The organism is Streptococcus mitis subsp. hohhotensis (assembly GCF_000722775.1).
Classification (GTDB): domain Bacteria; phylum Bacillota; class Bacilli; order Lactobacillales; family Streptococcaceae; genus Streptococcus; species Streptococcus carlssonii.
The window spans coordinates 159,191-178,577 of record NZ_JPFZ01000008.1; the positions used below are offsets into that span (position 1 = coordinate 159,191).

The 19,387-nt window shown below is 36.0% G+C and carries 23 protein-coding genes and 1 pseudogene; 18 read left to right on the forward strand and 6 right to left on the reverse strand.

The genetic code is table 11. The features are described 5' to 3' along the window. Positions 1-28 precede the first annotated feature (28 nt). From SK608_RS02460 to SK608_RS02520, 13 genes are all read left to right on the forward strand, one after another. On the forward strand, positions 29-790 hold the full coding sequence (locus SK608_RS02460; protein WP_033676302.1) for an SDR family NAD(P)-dependent oxidoreductase: 762 nt from the start codon (positions 29-31) through the stop codon (positions 788-790). A gap of 76 nt (positions 791-866) precedes the next feature. Beyond that, positions 867-1,262 carry a single-stranded DNA-binding protein gene (locus tag SK608_RS02465; protein WP_000282467.1) on the forward strand — a complete coding sequence of 132 codons (396 nt, stop codon included), beginning with the start codon at positions 867-869 and terminating at the stop codon, positions 1,260-1,262. 87 nt (positions 1,263-1,349) lie between these two features. Beyond that, complete coding sequence (locus SK608_RS02470; protein ID WP_033676304.1) at positions 1,350-2,315, forward strand: substrate-binding domain-containing protein; 966 nt, start codon at positions 1,350-1,352, stop codon at positions 2,313-2,315. Continuing rightward, positions 2,315-3,652: a sensor histidine kinase gene (locus SK608_RS02475; RefSeq protein WP_033676306.1), complete on the forward strand. Its 1,338-nt coding sequence runs from the start codon at positions 2,315-2,317 to the stop codon at positions 3,650-3,652. Before SK608_RS02470 ends, SK608_RS02475 begins: the two co-directional genes overlap by 1 nt. Next, positions 3,627-4,310 (forward strand): response regulator transcription factor, encoded by a 684-nt coding sequence (locus SK608_RS02480; protein WP_033676308.1) that lies wholly within the window; start codon positions 3,627-3,629, stop codon positions 4,308-4,310. The genes SK608_RS02475 and SK608_RS02480 overlap by 26 nt, the downstream gene beginning before the upstream one ends. Next, complete coding sequence (locus SK608_RS02485; RefSeq protein WP_033676310.1) at positions 4,307-5,599, forward strand: ABC transporter substrate-binding protein; 1,293 nt, start codon at positions 4,307-4,309, stop codon at positions 5,597-5,599. The genes SK608_RS02480 and SK608_RS02485 overlap by 4 nt, the downstream gene beginning before the upstream one ends. Positions 5,600-5,759: 160 nt before the next feature. Continuing rightward, the gene (locus SK608_RS02490) at positions 5,760-6,197 is read left to right on the forward strand and encodes a PTS sugar transporter subunit IIA (RefSeq protein WP_033676313.1); all 438 of its coding nucleotides are present in this window, start codon (positions 5,760-5,762) and stop codon (positions 6,195-6,197) included. A 26-nt stretch (positions 6,198-6,223) separates the two neighbouring features. Continuing rightward, a complete protein-coding gene (locus SK608_RS02495) occupies positions 6,224-6,718 on the forward strand; it encodes a PTS sugar transporter subunit IIB (RefSeq protein ID WP_020903146.1) in 495 nt (164 codons plus the stop codon). 23 nt (positions 6,719-6,741) lie between these two features. After that, a complete protein-coding gene (locus SK608_RS02500; protein WP_033676368.1) occupies positions 6,742-7,584 on the forward strand; it encodes a PTS mannose/fructose/sorbose/N-acetylgalactosamine transporter subunit IIC in 843 nt (280 codons plus the stop codon). Next, complete coding sequence (locus tag SK608_RS02505; RefSeq protein ID WP_033676314.1) at positions 7,565-8,419, forward strand: PTS system mannose/fructose/sorbose family transporter subunit IID; 855 nt, start codon at positions 7,565-7,567, stop codon at positions 8,417-8,419. The genes SK608_RS02500 and SK608_RS02505 overlap by 20 nt, the downstream gene beginning before the upstream one ends. A 298-nt stretch (positions 8,420-8,717) precedes the next feature. Further along, a complete protein-coding gene (groES, locus tag SK608_RS02510) occupies positions 8,718-9,002 on the forward strand; it encodes a co-chaperone GroES (protein ID WP_000917323.1) in 285 nt (94 codons plus the stop codon). Positions 9,003-9,017: 15 nt separating this feature from the next. After that, on the forward strand, positions 9,018-10,640 hold the full coding sequence (gene groL / locus SK608_RS02515; RefSeq protein WP_033676317.1) for a chaperonin GroEL: 1,623 nt from the start codon (positions 9,018-9,020) through the stop codon (positions 10,638-10,640). A gap of 137 nt (positions 10,641-10,777) precedes the next feature. After that, the gene (locus tag SK608_RS02520; protein WP_033676319.1) at positions 10,778-11,545 is read left to right on the forward strand and encodes an epoxyqueuosine reductase QueH; all 768 of its coding nucleotides are present in this window, start codon (positions 10,778-10,780) and stop codon (positions 11,543-11,545) included. A 175-nt stretch (positions 11,546-11,720) separates the two neighbouring features. Here SK608_RS02520 and ntdP read toward each other — a convergent pair whose 3' ends face one another. The 6 genes and pseudogenes from ntdP to SK608_RS10315 form a co-directional block, all read right to left on the reverse strand. Further along, on the reverse strand, positions 11,721-12,254 hold the full coding sequence (gene ntdP, locus SK608_RS02525) for a nucleoside tri-diphosphate phosphatase (protein ID WP_000775316.1): 534 nt from the start codon (positions 12,252-12,254) through the stop codon (positions 11,721-11,723). Between the two features lie 88 nt (positions 12,255-12,342). Next, positions 12,343-13,118: pseudogene (gene recX / locus SK608_RS02530) on the reverse strand (recombination regulator RecX). 89 nt (positions 13,119-13,207) lie between these two features. Beyond that, entirely contained in the window at positions 13,208-14,374 is a 1,167-nt protein-coding gene (locus SK608_RS02535) for a tyrosine-type recombinase/integrase (RefSeq protein WP_033676323.1), read from the reverse strand. 395 nt (positions 14,375-14,769) lie between these two features. After that, positions 14,770-15,897, reverse strand: coding sequence for a Fic family protein (locus tag SK608_RS02540; RefSeq protein WP_235202147.1), 1,128 nt, complete (start codon positions 15,895-15,897; stop codon positions 14,770-14,772). A 430-nt stretch (positions 15,898-16,327) separates the two neighbouring features. Further along, a complete protein-coding gene (locus SK608_RS02545; RefSeq protein WP_033676327.1) occupies positions 16,328-16,597 on the reverse strand; it encodes a hypothetical protein in 270 nt (89 codons plus the stop codon). 5 nt (positions 16,598-16,602) lie between these two features. After that, positions 16,603-17,220: a helix-turn-helix transcriptional regulator gene (locus tag SK608_RS10315; protein WP_050489909.1), complete on the reverse strand. Its 618-nt coding sequence runs from the start codon at positions 17,218-17,220 to the stop codon at positions 16,603-16,605. A gap of 177 nt (positions 17,221-17,397) precedes the next feature. On the opposite strand from SK608_RS10315, the gene SK608_RS02555 reads away from it, so the two are divergent. The 5 genes from SK608_RS02555 (at position 17,398) to SK608_RS11405 (ending at position 19,206) form a co-directional block, all read left to right on the forward strand. Then, positions 17,398-17,586 carry a helix-turn-helix domain-containing protein gene (locus SK608_RS02555; protein ID WP_033676329.1) on the forward strand — a complete coding sequence of 63 codons (189 nt, stop codon included), beginning with the start codon at positions 17,398-17,400 and terminating at the stop codon, positions 17,584-17,586. 222 nt (positions 17,587-17,808) lie between these two features. Continuing rightward, the gene (locus SK608_RS02560; RefSeq protein ID WP_033676331.1) at positions 17,809-18,057 is read left to right on the forward strand and encodes a hypothetical protein; all 249 of its coding nucleotides are present in this window, start codon (positions 17,809-17,811) and stop codon (positions 18,055-18,057) included. A gap of 240 nt (positions 18,058-18,297) precedes the next feature. Then, positions 18,298-18,471 carry a hypothetical protein gene (locus SK608_RS02565; RefSeq protein WP_000075008.1) on the forward strand — a complete coding sequence of 58 codons (174 nt, stop codon included), beginning with the start codon at positions 18,298-18,300 and terminating at the stop codon, positions 18,469-18,471. 154 nt (positions 18,472-18,625) lie between these two features. Beyond that, positions 18,626-19,054 (forward strand): hypothetical protein, encoded by a 429-nt coding sequence (locus SK608_RS02570; protein WP_000517935.1) that lies wholly within the window; start codon positions 18,626-18,628, stop codon positions 19,052-19,054. A 2-nt stretch (positions 19,055-19,056) separates the two neighbouring features. After that, positions 19,057-19,206: a hypothetical protein gene (locus SK608_RS11405; protein WP_192855717.1), complete on the forward strand. Its 150-nt coding sequence runs from the start codon at positions 19,057-19,059 to the stop codon at positions 19,204-19,206. Positions 19,207-19,387: the final 181 nt, after the last annotated feature.

Consider the following 19,387-nt stretch of genomic DNA (forward strand, 5'->3'; position numbering starts at 1 on the left):
TCTGATAGAGCAGATAGAAGGAAATAAGATGGCAAAAAATGTAGTGATTACTGGGGCGACCTCAGGAATTGGTGAAGCGATTGCGCGTGCTTATCTGGAGCAGGGTGAGAATGTCGTTTTAACAGGACGACGGATAGATAGACTTGAAGCCTTAAAAATTGAGTTTGCAGAAACTTTTCCTAGTCAAACAGTTTGGACCTTTCCGCTAGATGTCACGGATATGAGCATGGTAAAGGCTGTCTGCTCTGATATTATAGAAACGATAGGTCAGATTGACATCCTAGTCAATAACGCAGGCCTGGCTCTTGGCTTGGCTCCATATCAAAACTATGAAGAGTTGGATATGCTGACCATGCTGGATACCAATGTCAAAGGTTTGATGGCAGTCACTCGCTGTTTCTTGCCAGCAATGGTAAAAGCCAATCAAGGACATATTATCAATATGGGGTCAACCGCAGGAATTTATGCCTATGCAGGTGCAGCAGTTTATTCAGCTACCAAGGCAGCAGTTAAGACCTTTTCAGATGGTCTGCGAATTGATACCATCGCAACGGATATCAAGGTGACAACCATTCAGCCTGGAATTGTCGAAACAGATTTTTCTACAGTGCGTTTTCACGGTGATAAAGAGCGGGCTGCGACGGTTTATCAGGGAATCGAAGCCTTGCAAGCTCAGGATATTGCAGACACAGTAGTCTATGTGACCAGTCAACCTCGTCGTGTGCAGATTACAGATATGACCATTATGGCCAATCAACAAGCGACAGGTTTCATGGTTCATAAAAAGTAAAAAATTTTCTCGAAAAGTTACAAATTTCTGTAACTTTTTTTGATTTCCTACGAATAGATAAGTAGGAGGAAAAAATATGTATAATAAAGTTATTATGATTGGACGATTGACGTCTACACCAGAATTGCACAAAACCAACAATGACAAGTCAGTAGCGCGAGCGACTATCGCTGTCAACCGTCGTTACAAAGACCAAAACGGTGAACGCGAAGCTGATTTTGTTAATATGGTTTTATGGGGTAGACTAGCAGAAACTTTGGCAAGCTACGCAACTAAAGGTAGTCTCATTTCAGTGGATGGAGAATTACGTACCCGTCGTTTTGAGAAAAATGGTCAAATGAATTATGTGACCGAAGTACTTGTTACAGGATTCCAACTCTTGGAAAGTCGTGCCCAACGTGCCATGCGTGAAAATAACGCTGGGCAGGATTTGGCAGATTTGGTCCTGGAAGAGGAAGAATTACCATTTTAAACATTGAAAAGTCTGAGTTGTTCTCAGGCTTTTTTATAATGTCTAAATGTGTTACAATGAACTAGTTGAAACTTTTTGGAGGTTGGAATGAGTAGAGAATATACAAGAACAATCGTCAAAATTATATTTTGTACAGTAGTCGTATTTGTTTTTGCGATTTATACTCATGTGAGTCAGACAGATCCTATTCCGGGACAAATAAAAGTTGGAGCGACTTATATGACGATGAATAGTGAATTTTATAGACATTTACATAATGAGATTCAACGCTATTCTGATTCAGAAGGTCAGATATTGTATACTCGGGACGCAGAGATGAGTGAAGAAAAACAGAGTAAACAAATTGATGAGTTTATAGAGAAGCGAGTGAATGTTATTGTTATTAATCCGGTTAAGAGTGATAGCGAGCAAATTGTAGAAGCGTTAAGTAGGGCAAAGAATTTTGGAATTAGAGTTATAGCAGTAGATAGTCAGTTGAATAATATAAAAGTTGATACGAGTATAGTTTCTGATAATTACCATGCTGGGATATTAATTGCCAAGGATTTGATGAAACGTACCTCAAATGCTCATATTCTTTTGTTAACGCACAAAGATGCTTTATCAGCTAATCAGAGAATAACTGGTTTTTTGGATACAATAAAATCAGAAGAACATTATCAAATTATCTCAGAAAGAGAAACGGTTGGTCAAACAGAGTATGCTATGACTACTGTAGGTGATGCGTTATCTGAAGGTTTACAATTTGATGCTATAGTGGCTTTAAATGATAGAGCAGCTATAGGAGCTTTAGCAGCAATTAAAGAATTGAAAGTAACTTCAAAAAAACTTATTTACGGAATAGATGGTTCACCAGATATGAAGCATTTATTAGCTACAACAGATGAAGTTACGGGAACGGTTGCTCAATTTCCGTCTCATATGGGTAGAAAAGTATCGGAAATAATAGATTTGTTAGTAAAAAAAGAAGAAGTTGAAGAATTATATACTATACCTGTACAATTTGTTGATAAAAATAATATAATTCAGTTTGATATTAATGGGTGGCAGTAATGAAACAGGTAAAAGGTGTCCAGTACTCTATAATTTTGCTTTTATTAATTAATTTTCTAACCATTATATACAATGGAGCTTTGTATATACAGATTACAAACTATGTAATTTCAAAGGGACAGATGATACTCTTATTGGGAGAATTAAACAATATTTCAAAATCACCTGACCAGATTTTTTGGTATTCAATTATTTTTTTTGTCGGTATTATTTTTATATCTACCTATAAAATGTATTCAACTGAGAAAAAATGGCCAATTTTTTCAAAATGGAATTTGTTTGAAATAGTATTAATGATTGGTGTTATATGGTCACAAAATCTGTCATACAATGGAATAATATTATTAGTTTTTGCTGATATATTCTATAGTTCAAGAGAGTTTCAAGACTCTGATAGTAAACGTTCTTGGATTATTTTTATTTTCTTGAGTTTTTTAATGTTACTTTTAACAGACTATGAAATCTTGTCACTATTTATAAAAGTTCCATCTCTTTCTACCTATATCCAATTTTATCCATCCTCCATACGAGGTGTAGTGTTATTTTTAGAAAATGCATTGACGTCATTAAACGTTATTATTTTCATCATCTCTTTATTGTCTTATATCCTATACGTGATTAAAGAACACCATAATATTGAGGAAGAGCTTAAAATGTTATCTAGAGTCAACACTGAATTGAATCATTACATATCGTTATCAGAGAAAATCGCTGAAGATCGAGAAAGGAAAAGAATTGCTCGGGAAATTCATGATACTCTAGGTCATGCGTTGACAGGAATTTCAGCAGGGATTGATGCTGTTTCTGTACTAATTGATGTTCATCCTATCCGTGCTAAAGAACAGTTGAAAAATGTTTCAAATGCAGTTAGAGAGGGGATAAAAGATGTTAGGGGATCATTACATAGACTAAGACCAGGAGCTTTGCAAAATAATGGTTTAAAAGATGCTCTAATATTAATGATTAGTGAGTATGAGTCTCTATCTAAACTCTCTGTCGATCTAAAATATGAATGGGGAAATATTGATTTAGATGTGATACAGGAAGATACTATTTTTAGGATTATACAAGAATCTATGACAAATTCTGTTCGTCATGGACATGCTAGTAAAATGAGCATTCATTTTATGAGTGAGGATAACAACATAATAGTTTTGCAAGATAATGGAATAGGTTTTGACGACTTACAAATTGGGTATGGCTTGAAACAAATGAGAGAGCGAGTTTCTATTTTAGGTGGTTCTATTCATTTTGAAAATAGGGAAGGATTTTATACTAAAATAGTTTTTCCAAAAATAGGAGGTGAAGTATATGATAAAGGTAATGATTGCAGATGATCAGGCGTTAATTAGAGAGTCTTTGCAGATCATTTTATCAGTATATGCTGATATTGATGTTGTATCCGTCGTTGGTGATGGTATCGAAGCTATGGATAACATTATGACTGTAAAACCGGATATAATTTTAATGGACATTAGAATGCCCAGAATGGACGGAGTATTGGCTACAAAAGAAATCAAAAAACGTTTTCCAAATATAAAAATTATAATCTTAACAACATTTGATGACGACGAATTTATTTTTAGTGCTTTAAAATATGGTGCATCTGGCTATTTATTAAAAGGAGTTTCAAAAGACGAGTTATATCAAGCCATTCAGACAGTGTATAAAGGTGGAGCTATGATTAATCCTAATATAGCCAGTAAGGTATTTCAATTGTTCTCGCAGATGGCACAGACCAATTTTTCTATTACTGTGAAGGAAGAGAATATTGAAAATATATCACTGACAGAATGGAAAATTATTCAGCAAGTGGCATTTGGAGAATCAAATAAGGAAATTGCCAGTAATCTTTTTTTATCCGAGGGAACAGTGCGCAATTACCTTTCTATCATTCTTTCAAAACTAAATTTGAGAGATAGGACACAGTTAGCCATATGGGCTGTACAAACAGGTGTGACACAAAAGAATTTTTTGAAGGAAATTGATAAATGAAAGTAAAGCAATTGTTTCTAGCGATACTGTTTGTGCTAAGTTGTTTGAGTTTATTCCTTATTTGGGAAAACAAGCAGATAAAGATTATTAGACTGGGTTTTTATTCTGATTCTAGTTGGGGAATTCCTACAGGGAATAACAGCTATGTACTAGATGAGGCTATTAAGAAATTTGAAGAGCTTCATCCAGGAGTTAGGATTGTATATGATTCAGGTATTCCCAAGGAGGAGTATTCTAATTGGATTTCAAGTCAAATTTTAAAAGGTTCTGAACCAGATGTCTTTCTATTATCAAGCGACCAATTATCTTTATTTGCATCAAAAGGTATTTTAAAAAACCTAAATTCCTATCTGTCTCAAGAAGATGCCTCTAATTTCTATGATGTATCTTTGCAGGCAGCAAAATACGGAGATGATTTATACGGTCTTCCATATGAAAGCAATCCCATGTTGATGTGTGTAAATCAAGATTTACTTTTAAAAGAGGGGATTGAAATTCCTAAAGTAGGGTGGACCCAGAAAGATCTCTATGAGATTAGTAAAAAAGTTACAAAAGATACCGATGGAGATGGAATCGTTGATCAATTTGGGATAACAGGATATAGTTGGAAAGAATCTCTAGCAGCCTTTGGAGTTACTATTTCTGAGAGTGGGATTCCTCGTATAGATTCGTCAGAAATGAAGGATGCTTTATCCTATATAAGGGGATTGAATCAATTAAACGGACGCTACAAAGTAACCTATAAAGATTTTGATGAAGGACATGTGGCCTTTTATCCAATGAGTTTGGCACAATATCGTACATATAAACCTTTTCCTTATCATGTGGCCAAATATACAAATTTTAACTGGACATGTATTTCGTTGCCAACGACTAAGGAAGACATTCGTTCGACTGTAACAGATACTTCCTTATACGTGGTTTCTTCGCGTGCTCGCAATTCAAACCTTGCCGTATCGTTTATAGAATTTTTAACAATTAATCGTGAAATTCAACAAAATTTATTTAATAAGGGTCAAGGAAGCTCAGTATTACCAGAGGTAGTAACTAGTTTGAAGAGTGAAGAGTTGATGAAGAAAGGAATGATTGGTCAAAATGCCTTAACGACTACTTCACTGGATTATATAATGAAAAATTCAATTACAACTATTTCAAAAGGGATAGATTCAAAATCATTAGTTGGAATAGAAGAAAGATTAGAAGCATTATCTATGGATGAAAATAACACGGATATTGAAGGTAGTCTTATTAAGTTACAAAAAGAACTAGATATAGGAACCCTTAAATAGATATCAAGATTATTATTTCTTAAATAATACGAACATGGCAGATGTCTTTATTGACATTTGTCATTTTTTTATTGACATTTATCAATAAACTTTTGTGACATTTAACAATTATAAAGTGAAGATAAGGATGATAGAATAAAATCAATAAAAGGAGGGAAATATGAAGTATTTGATATTAGTCAGTCATGGAGGACTCGCAGAGGGATTGAAATCATCTCTTTCTATGTTTGCTTCGGATAAGGTAGATGATGTCATAGCGATTGGCTTAAAAGATGGAGAAAGTCTTGCAGGTTTTTCTGTAGAGGTCAAGAATGTTATTGAGTCTCTGAATGAAAATGATTCTGTTCTTGTTTTAGCAGACATTGTTGGTGGAAGTCCTTTAACAACTGTTGCAACAGTATTAGAAGAATTTGGAAAATTAGAGAATGCAACTATTTTGGGAGGTATGAACTTAACAATGGCACTTACAGCAGTGGTGATGAAAGACATTCTGACTGGAAGTGAACTTGTTTCTACGATATTAAACGAATCATCATCGGCTCTACAAGAATTTGAAGTCGGATCGGATGATAATCTTAATGAAGAAGACGATATTTAGTTATATAAGGAAAGGAATAAAAAATTATGGTAGTAACATTTGTACGAATTGACGATAGAATGATTCATGGACAAACAGTCACTAGATGGGCAAAAGAACATCCATGTGATGGATTAATTGCAGTAAATGACGCTGCTGCATCTAATAAGGTTTTAATTCAGGCATATAAAGGTGCGTCAGATAAAAAAACATTTGTTTGGACAAAGGAAGCGTTTAAAGAAAAATCATCTAAAGTAACAGAATCGGATAGTAGATATTTTTTGATTACTAAGAATCCAATTGATATGAAAGAAATTTTAGTAGACCAGGGCTTTATTCCAGGAGATGTTAAAGAGATTATTGTAGGACCTGCTAACGATAGACCAGGTGCTATCAAGTTGGGAAATAATCAATCAATTACTCAAGAGGAAGCAGTTGCACTAGAAGCAATTGAAAAAGCAGGATATAAAGTTAGATTCCAATTATTACCAGATGTATCTATTGGCTATTGGAGTGATTTTAAATCAAAATTTGGATTTTAATAATGAAATAAGGAGACAAAATGATGGAAATTTCTTGGATTCAAGCAGCTCTTTTAGGATTGTTTGCAAGTTTAGCATCGATGCCAGGTATGGGGGGATCCAGTATTGGTAACTATACTTTGGGGCGTCCATTAGTTGGTGGTTTAATTGTAGGTTTAATATTAGGAGATATAACAACAGGGGTAATCGTTGGTGTGGCTTTGCAGGTATTATATATTGCCTTAGTGACACCTGGTGGAACTGTATCTGCCGATGTACGGGCAATTTCTTATATCGGAATTCCGTTATCTATCCTATTTGTTCATGCAAATAATATTTCAGGTGAAGTAGCGATTGCAGCAGCAGCAGCGCCAATTGGAGCTGCGGTTGGAACAATTGGAACTGTTTTATTCTATGGTACAGCTACTATGAATTTGCTTTGGCAACACATTGGATGGAAAGCTGTAGAGAAAGGTGATTTTAAGAAGTTATATGCTGTTGATTGGGTATATCCTTGGATTTCACATTTTATCTTTTCTTTCTTACCAACAATGATTATTACAAAATTTGGACCAGATATGGTTGATCTTATGAAATTATATCTTCCGATGGATGGTTTTGTAATGAAGTCTCTATTTACTGTAGGAGCACTCCTTCCATGTGTGGGTATTGCAATACTTTTGAAACAAATTGTTACAAAAACAACAGACTTTATTCCTTTCTTTGTCGGGTTCACGTTAGCAAAATCTTTAGGCTTGAACTTAGTAGCAAGTGGTGTTGTGTCATTAATTTTTGCAGTAATTTATTATGAATTAGAAGTTATTAAATCTGCCCGTACGACAGCAGTTGTCAGTGATATGGGATTTGATGAAGAGGAGGATATTTAGAATGAGTCGAAAAAAAATATCAAGAAAAACATTGACAAAATCATTTCACCACTGGTTCTATGGACATCTGACATGTTTTTCTCAAGAACATATGCAAACTTTTGGATATTTAACTTCTATGCTTCCAATTGTAGAAGAAATGTATGATACTAAGGAAGAACAAAAAGAAGCTATGCAAACATACACAGCATTCTTTAATACTGAGCCACAGTTGGGTTCTCTAGTAGTTGGGATAACAGCTGGTTTGGAAGAAGCGCGTGCAAATGGAGATGCCGTGGATAGTGAAACCATCAATGGAATGCGAGCTGGTCTAATGGGGCCTATTGCAGGTATTGGAGATTCACTTATTGTAGGAACATTAATTCCTGTTCTTTTGGGGATAGCTCTAGGTCTTTCTAAAGGAGGAAATATTTCTGGTGCAATATTCTATATTATTGCATGGAATCTATTAGTCTATCTTGGAATGCGTTTTGCTTATTTTAAAGGATATGAATTTGGAGATAAAGCAGTAGAATTTTTAGTAGGTCCTAAAGGTCAGGCGCTAAGAAAATCAATTAGTGTTGTTGGTGGTATGGTCATAGGAGCTGTTGCAGCAACTTGGGTATCTGTTACTACGGCGCTAGAGCTGAAAAATGGAGATGGAGAAACATTTTTAAACTTACAAGAAAAGATTGATGGTGTTTATCCAGGTCTTTTGACAGCAGGTTTTATTGTTCTATGTTGGTGGCTGATGGCTAAAAAGAAAGTTTCTCCAAATTGGGTGATGCTATTATTGGTAGTTATTGCACTTGTAGGAGTAGCCTTAGGATTTTTCAATCCAGGATTGAAATATTAATAGCATGTAAAAAAGCAACGGTTTGTAATCGTTGTTTTTTATATATGCGTAATATAAGGATTTAGAGTTTCGGTATTTTTTATAAAAGAATTAACGAAAATACTAATTCCATAAATCATGTTCGTTAAAATTCTACATTATTAAAGTGCAAAATAGGATAAAGAAATTTATCTATTCATCCTCAGAAAGTCAGACTTTTTTCTTGACTATTTCTGACCAAGTGATACAATAGAACTATGATTTAGCACTCAGATATAAAGAGTGCTAATACTATCTATCTCATTATGGAGGAAATCAGATGCTGAAACCATTAGGAGACCGTGTGGTCTTAAAAATCGAAGAAAAAGAACAAACTGTTGGAGGATTTGTCCTCGCAGGTTCAGCCCAAGAAAAAACCAAAACAGCTCAAGTTGTAGCTACTGGACAAGGTGTTCGTACCTTGAACGGTGACTTGGTTGCTCCAAGTGTTAAAGCTGGAGACCGTGTCTTAGTTGAAGCTCACGCAGGTCTTGATGTAAAAGATGGTGATGAAAAGTACATCATCGTAGGAGAAGCTAACATCTTAGCTATCATTGAAGAATAGAAGGAGAAAGTAAGTATGTCAAAAGAAATTAAATTTTCATCTGATGCTCGTTCAGCTATGGTCCGTGGTGTCGATATCCTTGCAGACACTGTTAAAGTAACCTTGGGACCAAAAGGTCGTAACGTTGTGTTGGAAAAATCATTTGGCTCACCCTTGATTACCAATGATGGTGTGACCATTGCCAAAGAAATTGAATTAGAAGATCATTTTGAAAATATGGGTGCCAAATTGGTATCAGAAGTAGCTTCAAAAACCAATGATATTGCAGGTGACGGGACTACAACTGCAACTGTTTTGACCCAAGCAATTGTCCGTGAAGGAATTAAGAACGTCACTGCTGGAGCAAATCCAATCGGCATCCGTCGTGGAATTGAAATAGCAGTCGCTGCAGCAGTTGAAGCCTTGAAAAATAATGCCATCCCTGTTGCCAACAAAGAAGCCATCGCTCAAGTTGCTGCCGTATCTTCTCGTTCTGAAAAAGTCGGCGAATACATCTCTGAAGCAATGGAAAAAGTTGGTAAAGACGGTGTCATCACAATCGAAGAGTCACGTGGTATGGAAACAGAGCTTGAAGTTGTTGAAGGAATGCAGTTCGACCGTGGTTACCTTTCACAGTACATGGTAACAGATAGCGAAAAAATGGTAGCTGATCTTGAAAATCCATACATTTTGATTACTGATAAGAAGATTTCAAATATCCAAGAAATCTTGCCACTCCTAGAAAGCATTCTCCAAAGCAATCGTCCCCTCTTGATTATTGCGGATGATGTGGATGGCGAAGCTCTTCCAACTCTTGTTTTGAACAAGATTCGTGGAACCTTCAACGTAGTAGCAGTTAAGGCTCCTGGTTTTGGTGACCGCCGCAAAGCTATGCTTGAAGACATTGCCATCTTGACAGGCGGAACAGTTATCACAGAAGACCTTGGTCTTGAGTTGAAAGATGCGACAATTGAAGCTCTTGGTCAAGCAGCGAGAGTAACTGTGGATAAAGATAGCACTGTTATCGTAGAAGGTGCTGGAAATCCTGAAGCGATTTCTCACCGTGTTGCAGTTATCAAGTCTCAAATCGAAACCACAACTTCTGAATTTGACCGTGAAAAATTGCAAGAACGCTTGGCAAAATTGTCAGGTGGTGTAGCAGTAATCAAGGTCGGAGCCGCAACTGAAACTGAGTTGAAAGAAATGAAACTCCGCATTGAAGATGCCCTCAACGCTACTCGTGCAGCCGTTGAAGAAGGTATCGTTGCAGGTGGTGGAACAGCTCTTGCCAATGTGATTCCAGCTGTTGCTGCCTTGGAATTGATAGGAGATGAAGCGACAGGGCGCAATATTGTTCTCCGTGCCTTGGAAGAACCTGTTCGTCAAATCGCCCACAATGCAGGATTTGAAGGCTCTATCGTCATCGATCGTTTGAAAAATGCTGAAGTTGGTACAGGCTTCAACGCAGCAACTGGCGAATGGGTCAACATGATTGATCAAGGGATTATCGACCCAGTTAAAGTGAGTCGTTCAGCTCTACAAAATGCAGCATCTGTAGCCAGCTTGATTTTGACTACGGAAGCAGTCGTAGCCAATAAACCAGAACCAGTCGCTCCGGCTCCGGCAATGGATCCAAGCATGATGGGCGGCATGATGTAAGCTTTCTATAGAAAACAACTTATAAAAAACACAAAAGGAGGGAATGACTAACCCTCCTTTTTATTCTATTCACTTCTAAATTGATTTGAGCTCTCCTAACTTATATGATAAAATAAGACTAGAAAAAGGAGAAGAACATGATCGATGTAGAAGAAATTCTGAGCAAGATGAACCCCAATCAGAAGATTAATTATGACCGTGTCATGCAGAAGATGGTACAAGTATGGGAGAAAAATGAGCAACGGCCAACTATTCTCATGCACGTTTGCTGTGCCCCTTGCAGTACCTATACCCTAGAATATTTGACCAAGTATGCAGATGTGACCATTTATTTTGCAAATTCTAATATCCATCCCAAGGCAGAATACCATAAGCGGGCCTATGTCACCAAGCAATTTGTTAGTGATTTTAATGAGCGGACAGGAAATACGGTTCAGTACCTAGAAGCTCCCTACGAACCCAATGAATACCGAAAACTAGTTAGGGGACTAGAGGAGGAGCCAGAAGGTGGCGACCGTTGCAAGGTTTGCTTTGACTACCGACTGGATAAGACAGCGCAAGTGGCTATGGATTTAGGTTTTGACTACTTTGGTTCGGCTTTAACCATCAGTCCTCATAAGAATTCTCAAACCATTAACAGCATCGGAATCGATGTGCAAAAAATTTACACAACACACTATCTTCCAAGTGATTTCAAGAAAAATCAAGGCTACAAACGTTCGGTAGAGATGTGTGAAGAGTATGACATTTACCGTCAATGTTATTGTGGATGTGTCTATGCAGCACAAGCCCAGAATATTGACCTGGTTCAGGTTAAGAAAGATGCCACAGCGTTCTTGTTGGATAAGGATGTTGAAAAAGACTATTCCCATATCAAATTTACAGTTACAAAATTAGATATATAAGGATAGGCCCAGCTGCAAAGCTGGGTTTTTATACTCTTCGAAAATCAAATTCAAACCGCGTCAACGTCGCCTTGCCGTACTCAAGTACAGCCTGCGGCTAGTTTCCTAGTTTGCTCTTTGATTTTTATTGAGTATTAAAATAAAAAACCAGGGCTTTCACCCTAGTTTGACAACTTTACCGATTCTTTAGTTCTACATAGCGCTTGTACCAAATGTTTACATAGGCTTCTGAGAAAGGACCGCGTCCATTGTTAATCCAATCAACAAGAATTTTGACATGTTCTTTTAAAATGTAGTCCAAATCATCAGAATAATTCATTTTGCGTTTGTGACGCTCATACTCCTCAACGTCCAAGAGACGTTTTTCCCCATCTGTAAAAATTTTAACATCCAAATCGTAATCAATATACTTCAGTGCTTCTTCATCCAGATAGTAGGGGCTAGCCATATTGCAATAGTAGGAAATTCCATTATCGCGAATCATGGCAATGATATTAAACCAATATTTCTTGTGAAAGTAAACAATAGCCGGTTCTCGAGTGACCCAACGACGACCATCACTTTCGGTAACCAGTGTATGATCGTTGACACCAATAATGGCGTTTTCTGTTGTTTTTAGTACCATGGTGTCCCGCCAAGTTCGGTGGAGACTCCCATCATGCTTATAACTTTGAATTGTAATAAAGTCGCCTTCTTTTGGAAGCTTCATAACTAACCAACTTTCTACAATTTATAAGTTTATCATTTACTATTGTACCATAAAATTGCCTAAAATCTGTGAATTTTACATGAAAATATTAAAGATATTCTCTGAGAGCGCTTGCTATATCCGAAAAATCGTAGCCCTTTCGTGCTAAAACTTGAGTTAAACGCTGTTTAAGTTCGTATCCTTCATATTTTCGGACATACTTAGCATATTGCTTATCAAGCTCCTTGAAGATGAGTTCCTGAGTCTTTTCTTGGTCAACTTGACTATCCAACTCGTCAAAGGCACTTTTAGCATCAGAGTAGGAGAAGCCCTTGTTGGTCAGATTCTGGATAATCTTATCTTGCAAAGCACGAGCTGGAAGTTTTCCTTCATATTTCTTCAATAGTTTATTGGCTACACGTTGAGCAACTTCCGAAGAATCAAATTCTTTCAAGGTCTCTTCTATAGTAGATTTTGAAATCCCTTTTTGTGTTAGTTTCTGAGTCAGTACATAAGGCCCCTTGTCTCCTGAAAGGTGATTGGCATTGATGATAGCATAAGCGTACTGATTATCATTAATCCACTTATCTTCTTTAAGATTAATAATGACTTGAGAAATGATGTTTTCATCAATATCGTATTTTTTCAGATATTCTCTGACTTCTTTTTCAGTGCGCGCTTTAAAGGATAGGTGGTAGAGGGCTAGATTCTTACCATAAGAAAATTGAGCAAAGTCCTGAATCTCTTTCAATTCCTCTTCGCTTATCACCTTATCTCTCGATAACATAAAACGAACAATTGTATCTTCGGTGATGTAGCATTTGTCGCAATTATCAAGCTCCATCAGATAGAGTCTTTTTTCTTTTCAAGTTTTGTGATTTTCATAGTTCTATTATAACTCAAAATGTGAGAAAAAGCTGAAACCCCTTGATATAGCCGTTTTTTGTCCCTTAATGATGAATTTTAAGAACTTTTTAGGAACTTTGTAGATTCTCAATGGCTTTTTCATAAAAGGAAGTCGCCTTTTTCTTATTGTCTTTGGATAGATGACTATAGATGTCCATAGTCATTGAAATTTTAGAATGGCCTAGCCGTGTTTGGATTTCTTTATAAGGCAGGCCAGCATTAAGCAATAGACTAGCGTGGGTGTGTCGGAAAGCGTGGAAACTCAAACGAGGACATCCAGCCAGTTTTAAATGCTTTTCTAGTCTGAATCTGAGCGCTCCAGCTTCTCTATAGTTGTCAAAGGTATCAGAGAACACTTTTTCAAAAGTTACCCCTATTTCCCTACCTAATTGGGATTGTCTTGCTTTATAGAGCCGAAGCATGAGTACCGTTTTGGTATCAAGTGCTATTTCTCTAATGCTACTTTTACTTTTAGGGCTAGTGATTTCTTTTAGGGTGTTTAAAGTCTTGGTAACTGAAATACTACCGTTTTGTAGGTCAATATCAGACCATCCCAAGGCTAAACACTCACGAATACGCAAACCAGTTGCTAGAAGTGTCTTATATAACACCGTATCGGAGAAATTTTTGTAAGTGTTCGGCAACTGATCCAGATAATCTAAGAATTTTTTCAAATTGTCGTCATCCAGATATTTCAGTTTTTGCCCTTCTTTGGGTTTGCGCCGTGGGACGATGATATCACTAGCTGGATTTGAAGCAATGACTTGCAAGGAAACGGCATAGGATAATATGCGTTTATTTAGGGCATGGAGTTGGTTATATTGCTGATAACCTTTTCCTAGTTGATTGTAATCTATTGCCCACTGGTTTACCTGGTGCTGAATGGTTGGGGGCGTTAGTTTATCTAGTTTGTAGTCTCCAAAGGCTGGTAGGAGATACTTTTTTATGTTGTTTTTTGCGCCTATAAGGGTGCTATGTTTGACTGTATGGCAATAATTTTCTAGCCAGAGGTTCGTCAATTCCTGATAGGTGGTAACATTAACGGTTTTTGTGACTGTTGAGCCGTTTTTTTCAAACTCTACTTTGGCTTGGATAGCCTTGCTTTTGAGTCTGTTCTTGGTTCTGTCTGAAATAGTTGTCTTGACTTTCTTACCTGTTACGGTATCGATACCAAGATAAACGCTGGAACGGTAAACTACTGATCCATCTTTCTTTTTGTACTCTGTAATCTTCATGGTTTTACTCCTTTTCCATCAGCAGGCAAGCAATTAGAAAAGGTTTTGAGTTTATACCATGCGAGGAGCTACGAGAAACCCCTTATTTTCGATTTTAAGCAGTCAGACGGTAAATTTTGTACCAGAATAGAAAACAAGGCGGATATGGGGCTTATATGAGGTGTCACCCCCTGATATTTCAAAAGTTTTATTTAGAAAATAAAAAGGAAGTAACAACTAAGCTACTTCCCTGGAGCGCTGAGGCTCAAAGTTTAAAAATATGAGGGTAAACCTCTAAGTAACTTAATTATAGATTAAAGTCTAATAGATGTCAATATTAGAAAAGGTTTTGAGTTTATACCATGCGAGGGGCTACGAGAATTTTAATTTAACTTGTCATTAATAAATAGTGTTAACTATTTTGTACTATAATCAAAGAATTCTTCAACTATTGCATGTTTTAATGGGCGCTTTGCAACTTTAATTAATGTTTTTTTGTTTTCTAAATCTTTTATAGTTTGTTTTAGACTTCTTTGTGAATATTCAGTATGTTGTAAAAGATTCAAAAGTTCATTGTCGTTAATGCTTGCTTCAAAATCTGACACAAATAATTGGGATTGAATAAGTAGAAATAATATCGTTGCTTCAATATCAGTGAAACTACTATCTTGCAATTTTTGATGGTAATAGTATAGCATTTCTTGTTTTTCTGATAGTGTATTTATTATTTCATATTGTCCCTTAATAATAAAACTTAAGATTGTATGTACAAATTGAGTACCATCTGCTTTGTTTAGTATGTTTCCAGTATCTGAGAATGCTTTATAGTATTTATTTTTATCTTCATTTATTTTTTTACTAATAATAAGGCCTGAAAATTTATCTAATTTTCTTGAAAGATACTTAGATAGGATATAACGGCCAGTTCTTCCATTGCCATCATAAAACGGATGAATGTTTTCAAAAAAATAATGTGCTAGACTAGCTTTTATAAGGAAAGGAACATTTTCTATATTGATGAAATGAATCCAGCTAAGTAGCATTTCCTTAATTGTCTCTTCTTTACCTGGCGCAATATGCTCTATCTTCCCATTTTGATTATTAACAATAGAGACATAGTTTTTCCTAAATAGTTCACCATCCAGTTCATCATCATCTTCAATTTCTCCGCTAGTTAATGCATTATATATTTCTCGAATATGAGTTAGTTCTGTTACATTTAGATAATCTTCTGAAAGTATATCTAGATACATTCGGACAGTAGATTTATGTTTCAGTTTTTCTTTTTTATCTTTGTTAAGAGCCTCAATTGCAACTGCTACATCTTTTCTTGTAGTTCCAATGCCTTCAATTTCATTTGTGGAAATAATGGCATTGAATAGTTGTTCATTATAAAATTGTTGATGAGCAACGTCTGGTAGATCATTAGCTAAATCTGTGATAGTAGAAGATAATTCAATGATTTTTTGGGAAAGAAGTTGGATTTCCATAATTGGTACAACAAATAGTGGATATTCGTTTGTTGCGAACTCCTCTTTTTTCATCAGATATGGAAACATTGTAGTTTTTGTGGTGCCGTATCCATTTATTCTTTGTAGGTATTCTTTTTCATAAATACTACGTTCACTGTAATAAATTTTTTTAGACTTTTATACTCCATACTCTAAATTTAATTAATGACAAAAATGTAACTTTGTCATTAATAGCTCCTTTTAATTTTTTAATTATTGACAAAAACGCTATTTTGTTAATAATAGCTCGATTTAATTTTTTAATTATTGACAAAAACGCTATTTTGTCAATAATAGCTCGATTTAACTTTTTAATTATTGACAAAAACGCTATTTTGTCAATAATTATTTTGCCGTTTTTTGCGCTTTAGTCTGTAAAAATGGCTTTCTATTCTTCAATTTCCCCTGTTTTTGCACAATAGACCTTGGAAATAGGGGCGCTATTGGCGAATATGGGGGATTTTTATAGAATTTTCTCAAAAACCATTGTGGCTTGAATACGGTCGCCACCGCCTAGCCCTTTGCTTCCACCATTGGCGGTTGTGATTGTATGCAGGCGGTAGCCTTTTGCTACTTGGGTGTTAATGACGTTTTCTAATTCTGTCAAGTTTCCTGATCCAGTACCAAAAAATTTCTCTTTTAAGGTTACTTGAAGGACTACATAGTGTAAATCAGTAGCATTTGAAGCAGTTGAGTGAGTGCTAGCGTCTTTAATGTTATCAAAAAATCCCATGAGAGTTACTCCTTGTTAGTTTTAGCAAAAATTTCGTCTTCGTCATCTTCTTCTTTGTTTAATATAGTAGTTTTCGTTGCGAGTGAATCAATAATTTCAAAAATTTTGACTTGATCTGATTCTTCTAATATTTGATAATTTATAAGCAGTTTAGCGTAGTCGGTTTGCTTAATGTTATCTAACTCTATAAGGTCTTGGATTGCCAAAGATAATTTTAGAGGAAATGATTGTTGATACCTCTTGAATTTATCTGTATCTTTCAAAAATTCTTTTATGGTTTTATTGGCTTCTGTTATTCTTTCAACGTCTTCATAATTTGTAATTCCCTGACTTGAAACTTGGTCTTTAAATTTATCAATTGCTTGTATAACTTTTTTAGATACATAATCAAAATTATCTTCATAGCCTAGTAATTCCCCGATTTCAATTTTGAAATATTCAGCAAGTAGTAAAGCAGGTTTTGCTTTAATTTCATTATTAGGATTTTCCCAATTTTGATAAGTCCGTAAAGTAATATCCAATCCTAGTTTTTTTATTATAATATCTTCGTAAAATTCTTTTTGAGAGAATCCTTTTTCAATTCTAAGTTTTTTTAAATTATTTTTGGGTGTTTGTTTTTCCATTATTTGTCCTCTTATATGTTTACCTAGAGTATAACATAGTAGAGAGAAAAAATAAAATCATAGACGAAAAAAATTTCATTTATCGCTTGACAACGAAAAAAAATTCGTTTATAATTCAAAATGTGATGAAAAAACTTTCGTCTAAATCGAAGTTTTTGAGAAAGGAGTGATTTGATAATGTTGATAACGATAGAGCATGCAAAAAAAGTTCGTCGAAAAAGAGGAGAGCTTCAACTTGGGAAAGTTCAATTAGCCAAGAAACTGAAAATTACACCTCCCACTCTAGCAAAAATTGAAGCTGGCAACTATGATGCACCTAAGCGCATTTACGAAAGTGTAATAGAGTGGCTTTTAGAAGAGTATTAGAAAGGAGCGAACTAATCGTAATACTACTCTACATTTACAGATTTCTCATGTGGTGCTTTACCACTGGGGATTGATGAAAGGATCTAGCTAACTATTTACTAGCCTACTTTGCTTGCTACCTATGGCAGTATTAAGGAACTATTCTCCTGAAGTATGTCTCATGCTTTACCTTGGTACTGTTTTAGGTGGCAAGCACTGACAAAAGAAGAAAGGAGCGAACCAATGGACAACGATTTTAAGACAGTTACAAATGCCAAGGGGTTAGAAATTCCCAAGTATTTCAAGGATTTTAAAAAGCTAGTTGAAATGGACAGACAACTAGCCGAATATCTTTGTATGAACTACGAGGATTTGGACAGTGAAGACCTAGGTGCATTTCTTGAAACGGTGGAGCAGGGATTCAGCTGGATTCTGGATCTTATCGAAAGTAAAGACTTGCTTTATAGCCCCCAGGCAGGGAAGAAAGCATGAAAAAAGGCAACAAAAAAAGTCACTTGCGGAGAGTTTGGCGACCGAAGCAAGCGACAAGAATAAGGGTATAGATATTTTTTCTATACCTTGATTATAGCATAATATAGCGGTTTTCGCTAGTACATTGAAAATAAAATAAGGTACGCTGGGAAGATTTTAAATTTTTTCGGTTTAGGGGTTGACATTATACCGTGCATAAGTATATAATAAAAGCACGGGCAAAAGTAAAGGAGTGATATAATGAGCCCAAGAACAGGAAGACCTATAAAGGGGAATGCTAAGCGTGATAAACGATTAGAGGTTAGACTGACAGCAGACGAATACAACGAAATTCAAGAAGTTGCTGACAGTTTGAATATTTCTAAAGCTGACACGATAGTTAAAGGCATTCAACTTTTAAAGTCACAAAAATAAAAGAAGCCTGCTACGTTCTCAACCGACCAAAGCGATAACGTAACAGACTCAGCCCCCACGAATGAGGTACGTAAATATCTTATCATGCGTACTCTTATTTGTCAAACACAGAAATAGAGTACGCTTTTTGCGTACCCAAAAGATGAGGTATACAATGGGAAAACAACATCAAGCAGTAAAATTCAAAGATATTGCTGAAAAATTGTCCGAATTAGAGGGCAAAAATTTAGAAGAAATTGCTGGAGTATTAGGCTATCGCAACTTGGAGAGTTGCAGAGTCAATCTTTACAACCTGAGACAAAACAAGCGTCTAGGATTTGAAGTGGAAAAAGGGGTGTACTCCAAGTTCGCACTCTTGGACGATTCGGTAAAAGAGGAACTGGAAGACAAGGAATTGTCAGACCGTGGGCGCTATTTGAAGAGCGTAGACCGCTATAAGGCAATGCTAAACGCCTTTTCTATCGCCTTTGATAGCACGGTCAAGGCGGAAACCAGACAAAAAGCAGAACATGACGGCTTGAAAGCCTTGGACAGAATACCAGATAAGCACTACGCCCTACTTTATGACATGATGGAGGGTTAGGAATGGAAGCAAAAACACACTTTGCTAGATTCATGCGTAGAGGTATGGAATTAGCAAGGCAATTACATAGCAGAGAAATCCAACGTGATGAATTTGATAGAGCTTGGAAAAGATTAGGCGATCAAATCGAAAACGAAACGAAGAAAAACTAAGAAAACCGAAGTGCAGGCAAGCAATTAGAAAAGGTTTTGAAAAACGAGTGCTGACACGGCGACTCTAAGCACTTGTTTAGCAAAAATGTGGGTGATTACCCACGAAACATCACTACAAGCGTTCGTCAACTTGGGGCAATCGCCCAGCGTTTGGAGTGATGGTAATTACGTATAGGAAAAA

Coding starts and splice junctions, on each gene's coding strand:
- SK608_RS02460 (WP_033676302.1), top strand. CDS start 29: ATGGCAAAAAATGTAGTGATTACTGGGGCGACCTCAGGAATTGGTGAA.
- SK608_RS02465 (WP_000282467.1), top strand. CDS start 867: ATGTATAATAAAGTTATTATGATTGGACGATTGACGTCTACACCAGAA.
- SK608_RS02470 (WP_033676304.1), top strand. CDS start 1,350: ATGAGTAGAGAATATACAAGAACAATCGTCAAAATTATATTTTGTACA.
- SK608_RS02475 (WP_033676306.1), top strand. CDS start 2,315: ATGAAACAGGTAAAAGGTGTCCAGTACTCTATAATTTTGCTTTTATTA.
- SK608_RS02480 (WP_033676308.1), top strand. CDS start 3,627: ATGATAAAGGTAATGATTGCAGATGATCAGGCGTTAATTAGAGAGTCT.
- SK608_RS02485 (WP_033676310.1), top strand. CDS start 4,307: ATGAAAGTAAAGCAATTGTTTCTAGCGATACTGTTTGTGCTAAGTTGT.
- SK608_RS02490 (WP_033676313.1), top strand. CDS start 5,760: ATGAAGTATTTGATATTAGTCAGTCATGGAGGACTCGCAGAGGGATTG.
- SK608_RS02495 (WP_020903146.1), top strand. CDS start 6,224: ATGGTAGTAACATTTGTACGAATTGACGATAGAATGATTCATGGACAA.
- SK608_RS02500 (WP_033676368.1), top strand. CDS start 6,742: ATGGAAATTTCTTGGATTCAAGCAGCTCTTTTAGGATTGTTTGCAAGT.
- SK608_RS02505 (WP_033676314.1), top strand. CDS start 7,565: ATGAAGAGGAGGATATTTAGAATGAGTCGAAAAAAAATATCAAGAAAA.
- groES (WP_000917323.1), top strand. CDS start 8,718: ATGCTGAAACCATTAGGAGACCGTGTGGTCTTAAAAATCGAAGAAAAA.
- groL (WP_033676317.1), top strand. CDS start 9,018: ATGTCAAAAGAAATTAAATTTTCATCTGATGCTCGTTCAGCTATGGTC.
- SK608_RS02520 (WP_033676319.1), top strand. CDS start 10,778: ATGATCGATGTAGAAGAAATTCTGAGCAAGATGAACCCCAATCAGAAG.
- ntdP (WP_000775316.1), bottom strand. CDS start 12,254: ATGAAGCTTCCAAAAGAAGGCGACTTTATTACAATTCAAAGTTATAAG.
- SK608_RS02535 (WP_033676323.1), bottom strand. CDS start 14,374: ATGAAGATTACAGAGTACAAAAAGAAAGATGGATCAGTAGTTTACCGT.
- SK608_RS02540 (WP_235202147.1), bottom strand. CDS start 15,897: ATGAAAAAAGAGGAGTTCGCAACAAACGAATATCCACTATTTGTTGTA.
- SK608_RS02545 (WP_033676327.1), bottom strand. CDS start 16,597: ATGGGATTTTTTGATAACATTAAAGACGCTAGCACTCACTCAACTGCT.
- SK608_RS10315 (WP_050489909.1), bottom strand. CDS start 17,220: ATGGAAAAACAAACACCCAAAAATAATTTAAAAAAACTTAGAATTGAA.
- SK608_RS02555 (WP_033676329.1), top strand. CDS start 17,398: ATGTTGATAACGATAGAGCATGCAAAAAAAGTTCGTCGAAAAAGAGGA.
- SK608_RS02560 (WP_033676331.1), top strand. CDS start 17,809: ATGGACAACGATTTTAAGACAGTTACAAATGCCAAGGGGTTAGAAATT.
- SK608_RS02565 (WP_000075008.1), top strand. CDS start 18,298: ATGAGCCCAAGAACAGGAAGACCTATAAAGGGGAATGCTAAGCGTGAT.
- SK608_RS02570 (WP_000517935.1), top strand. CDS start 18,626: ATGGGAAAACAACATCAAGCAGTAAAATTCAAAGATATTGCTGAAAAA.
- SK608_RS11405 (WP_192855717.1), top strand. CDS start 19,057: ATGGAAGCAAAAACACACTTTGCTAGATTCATGCGTAGAGGTATGGAA.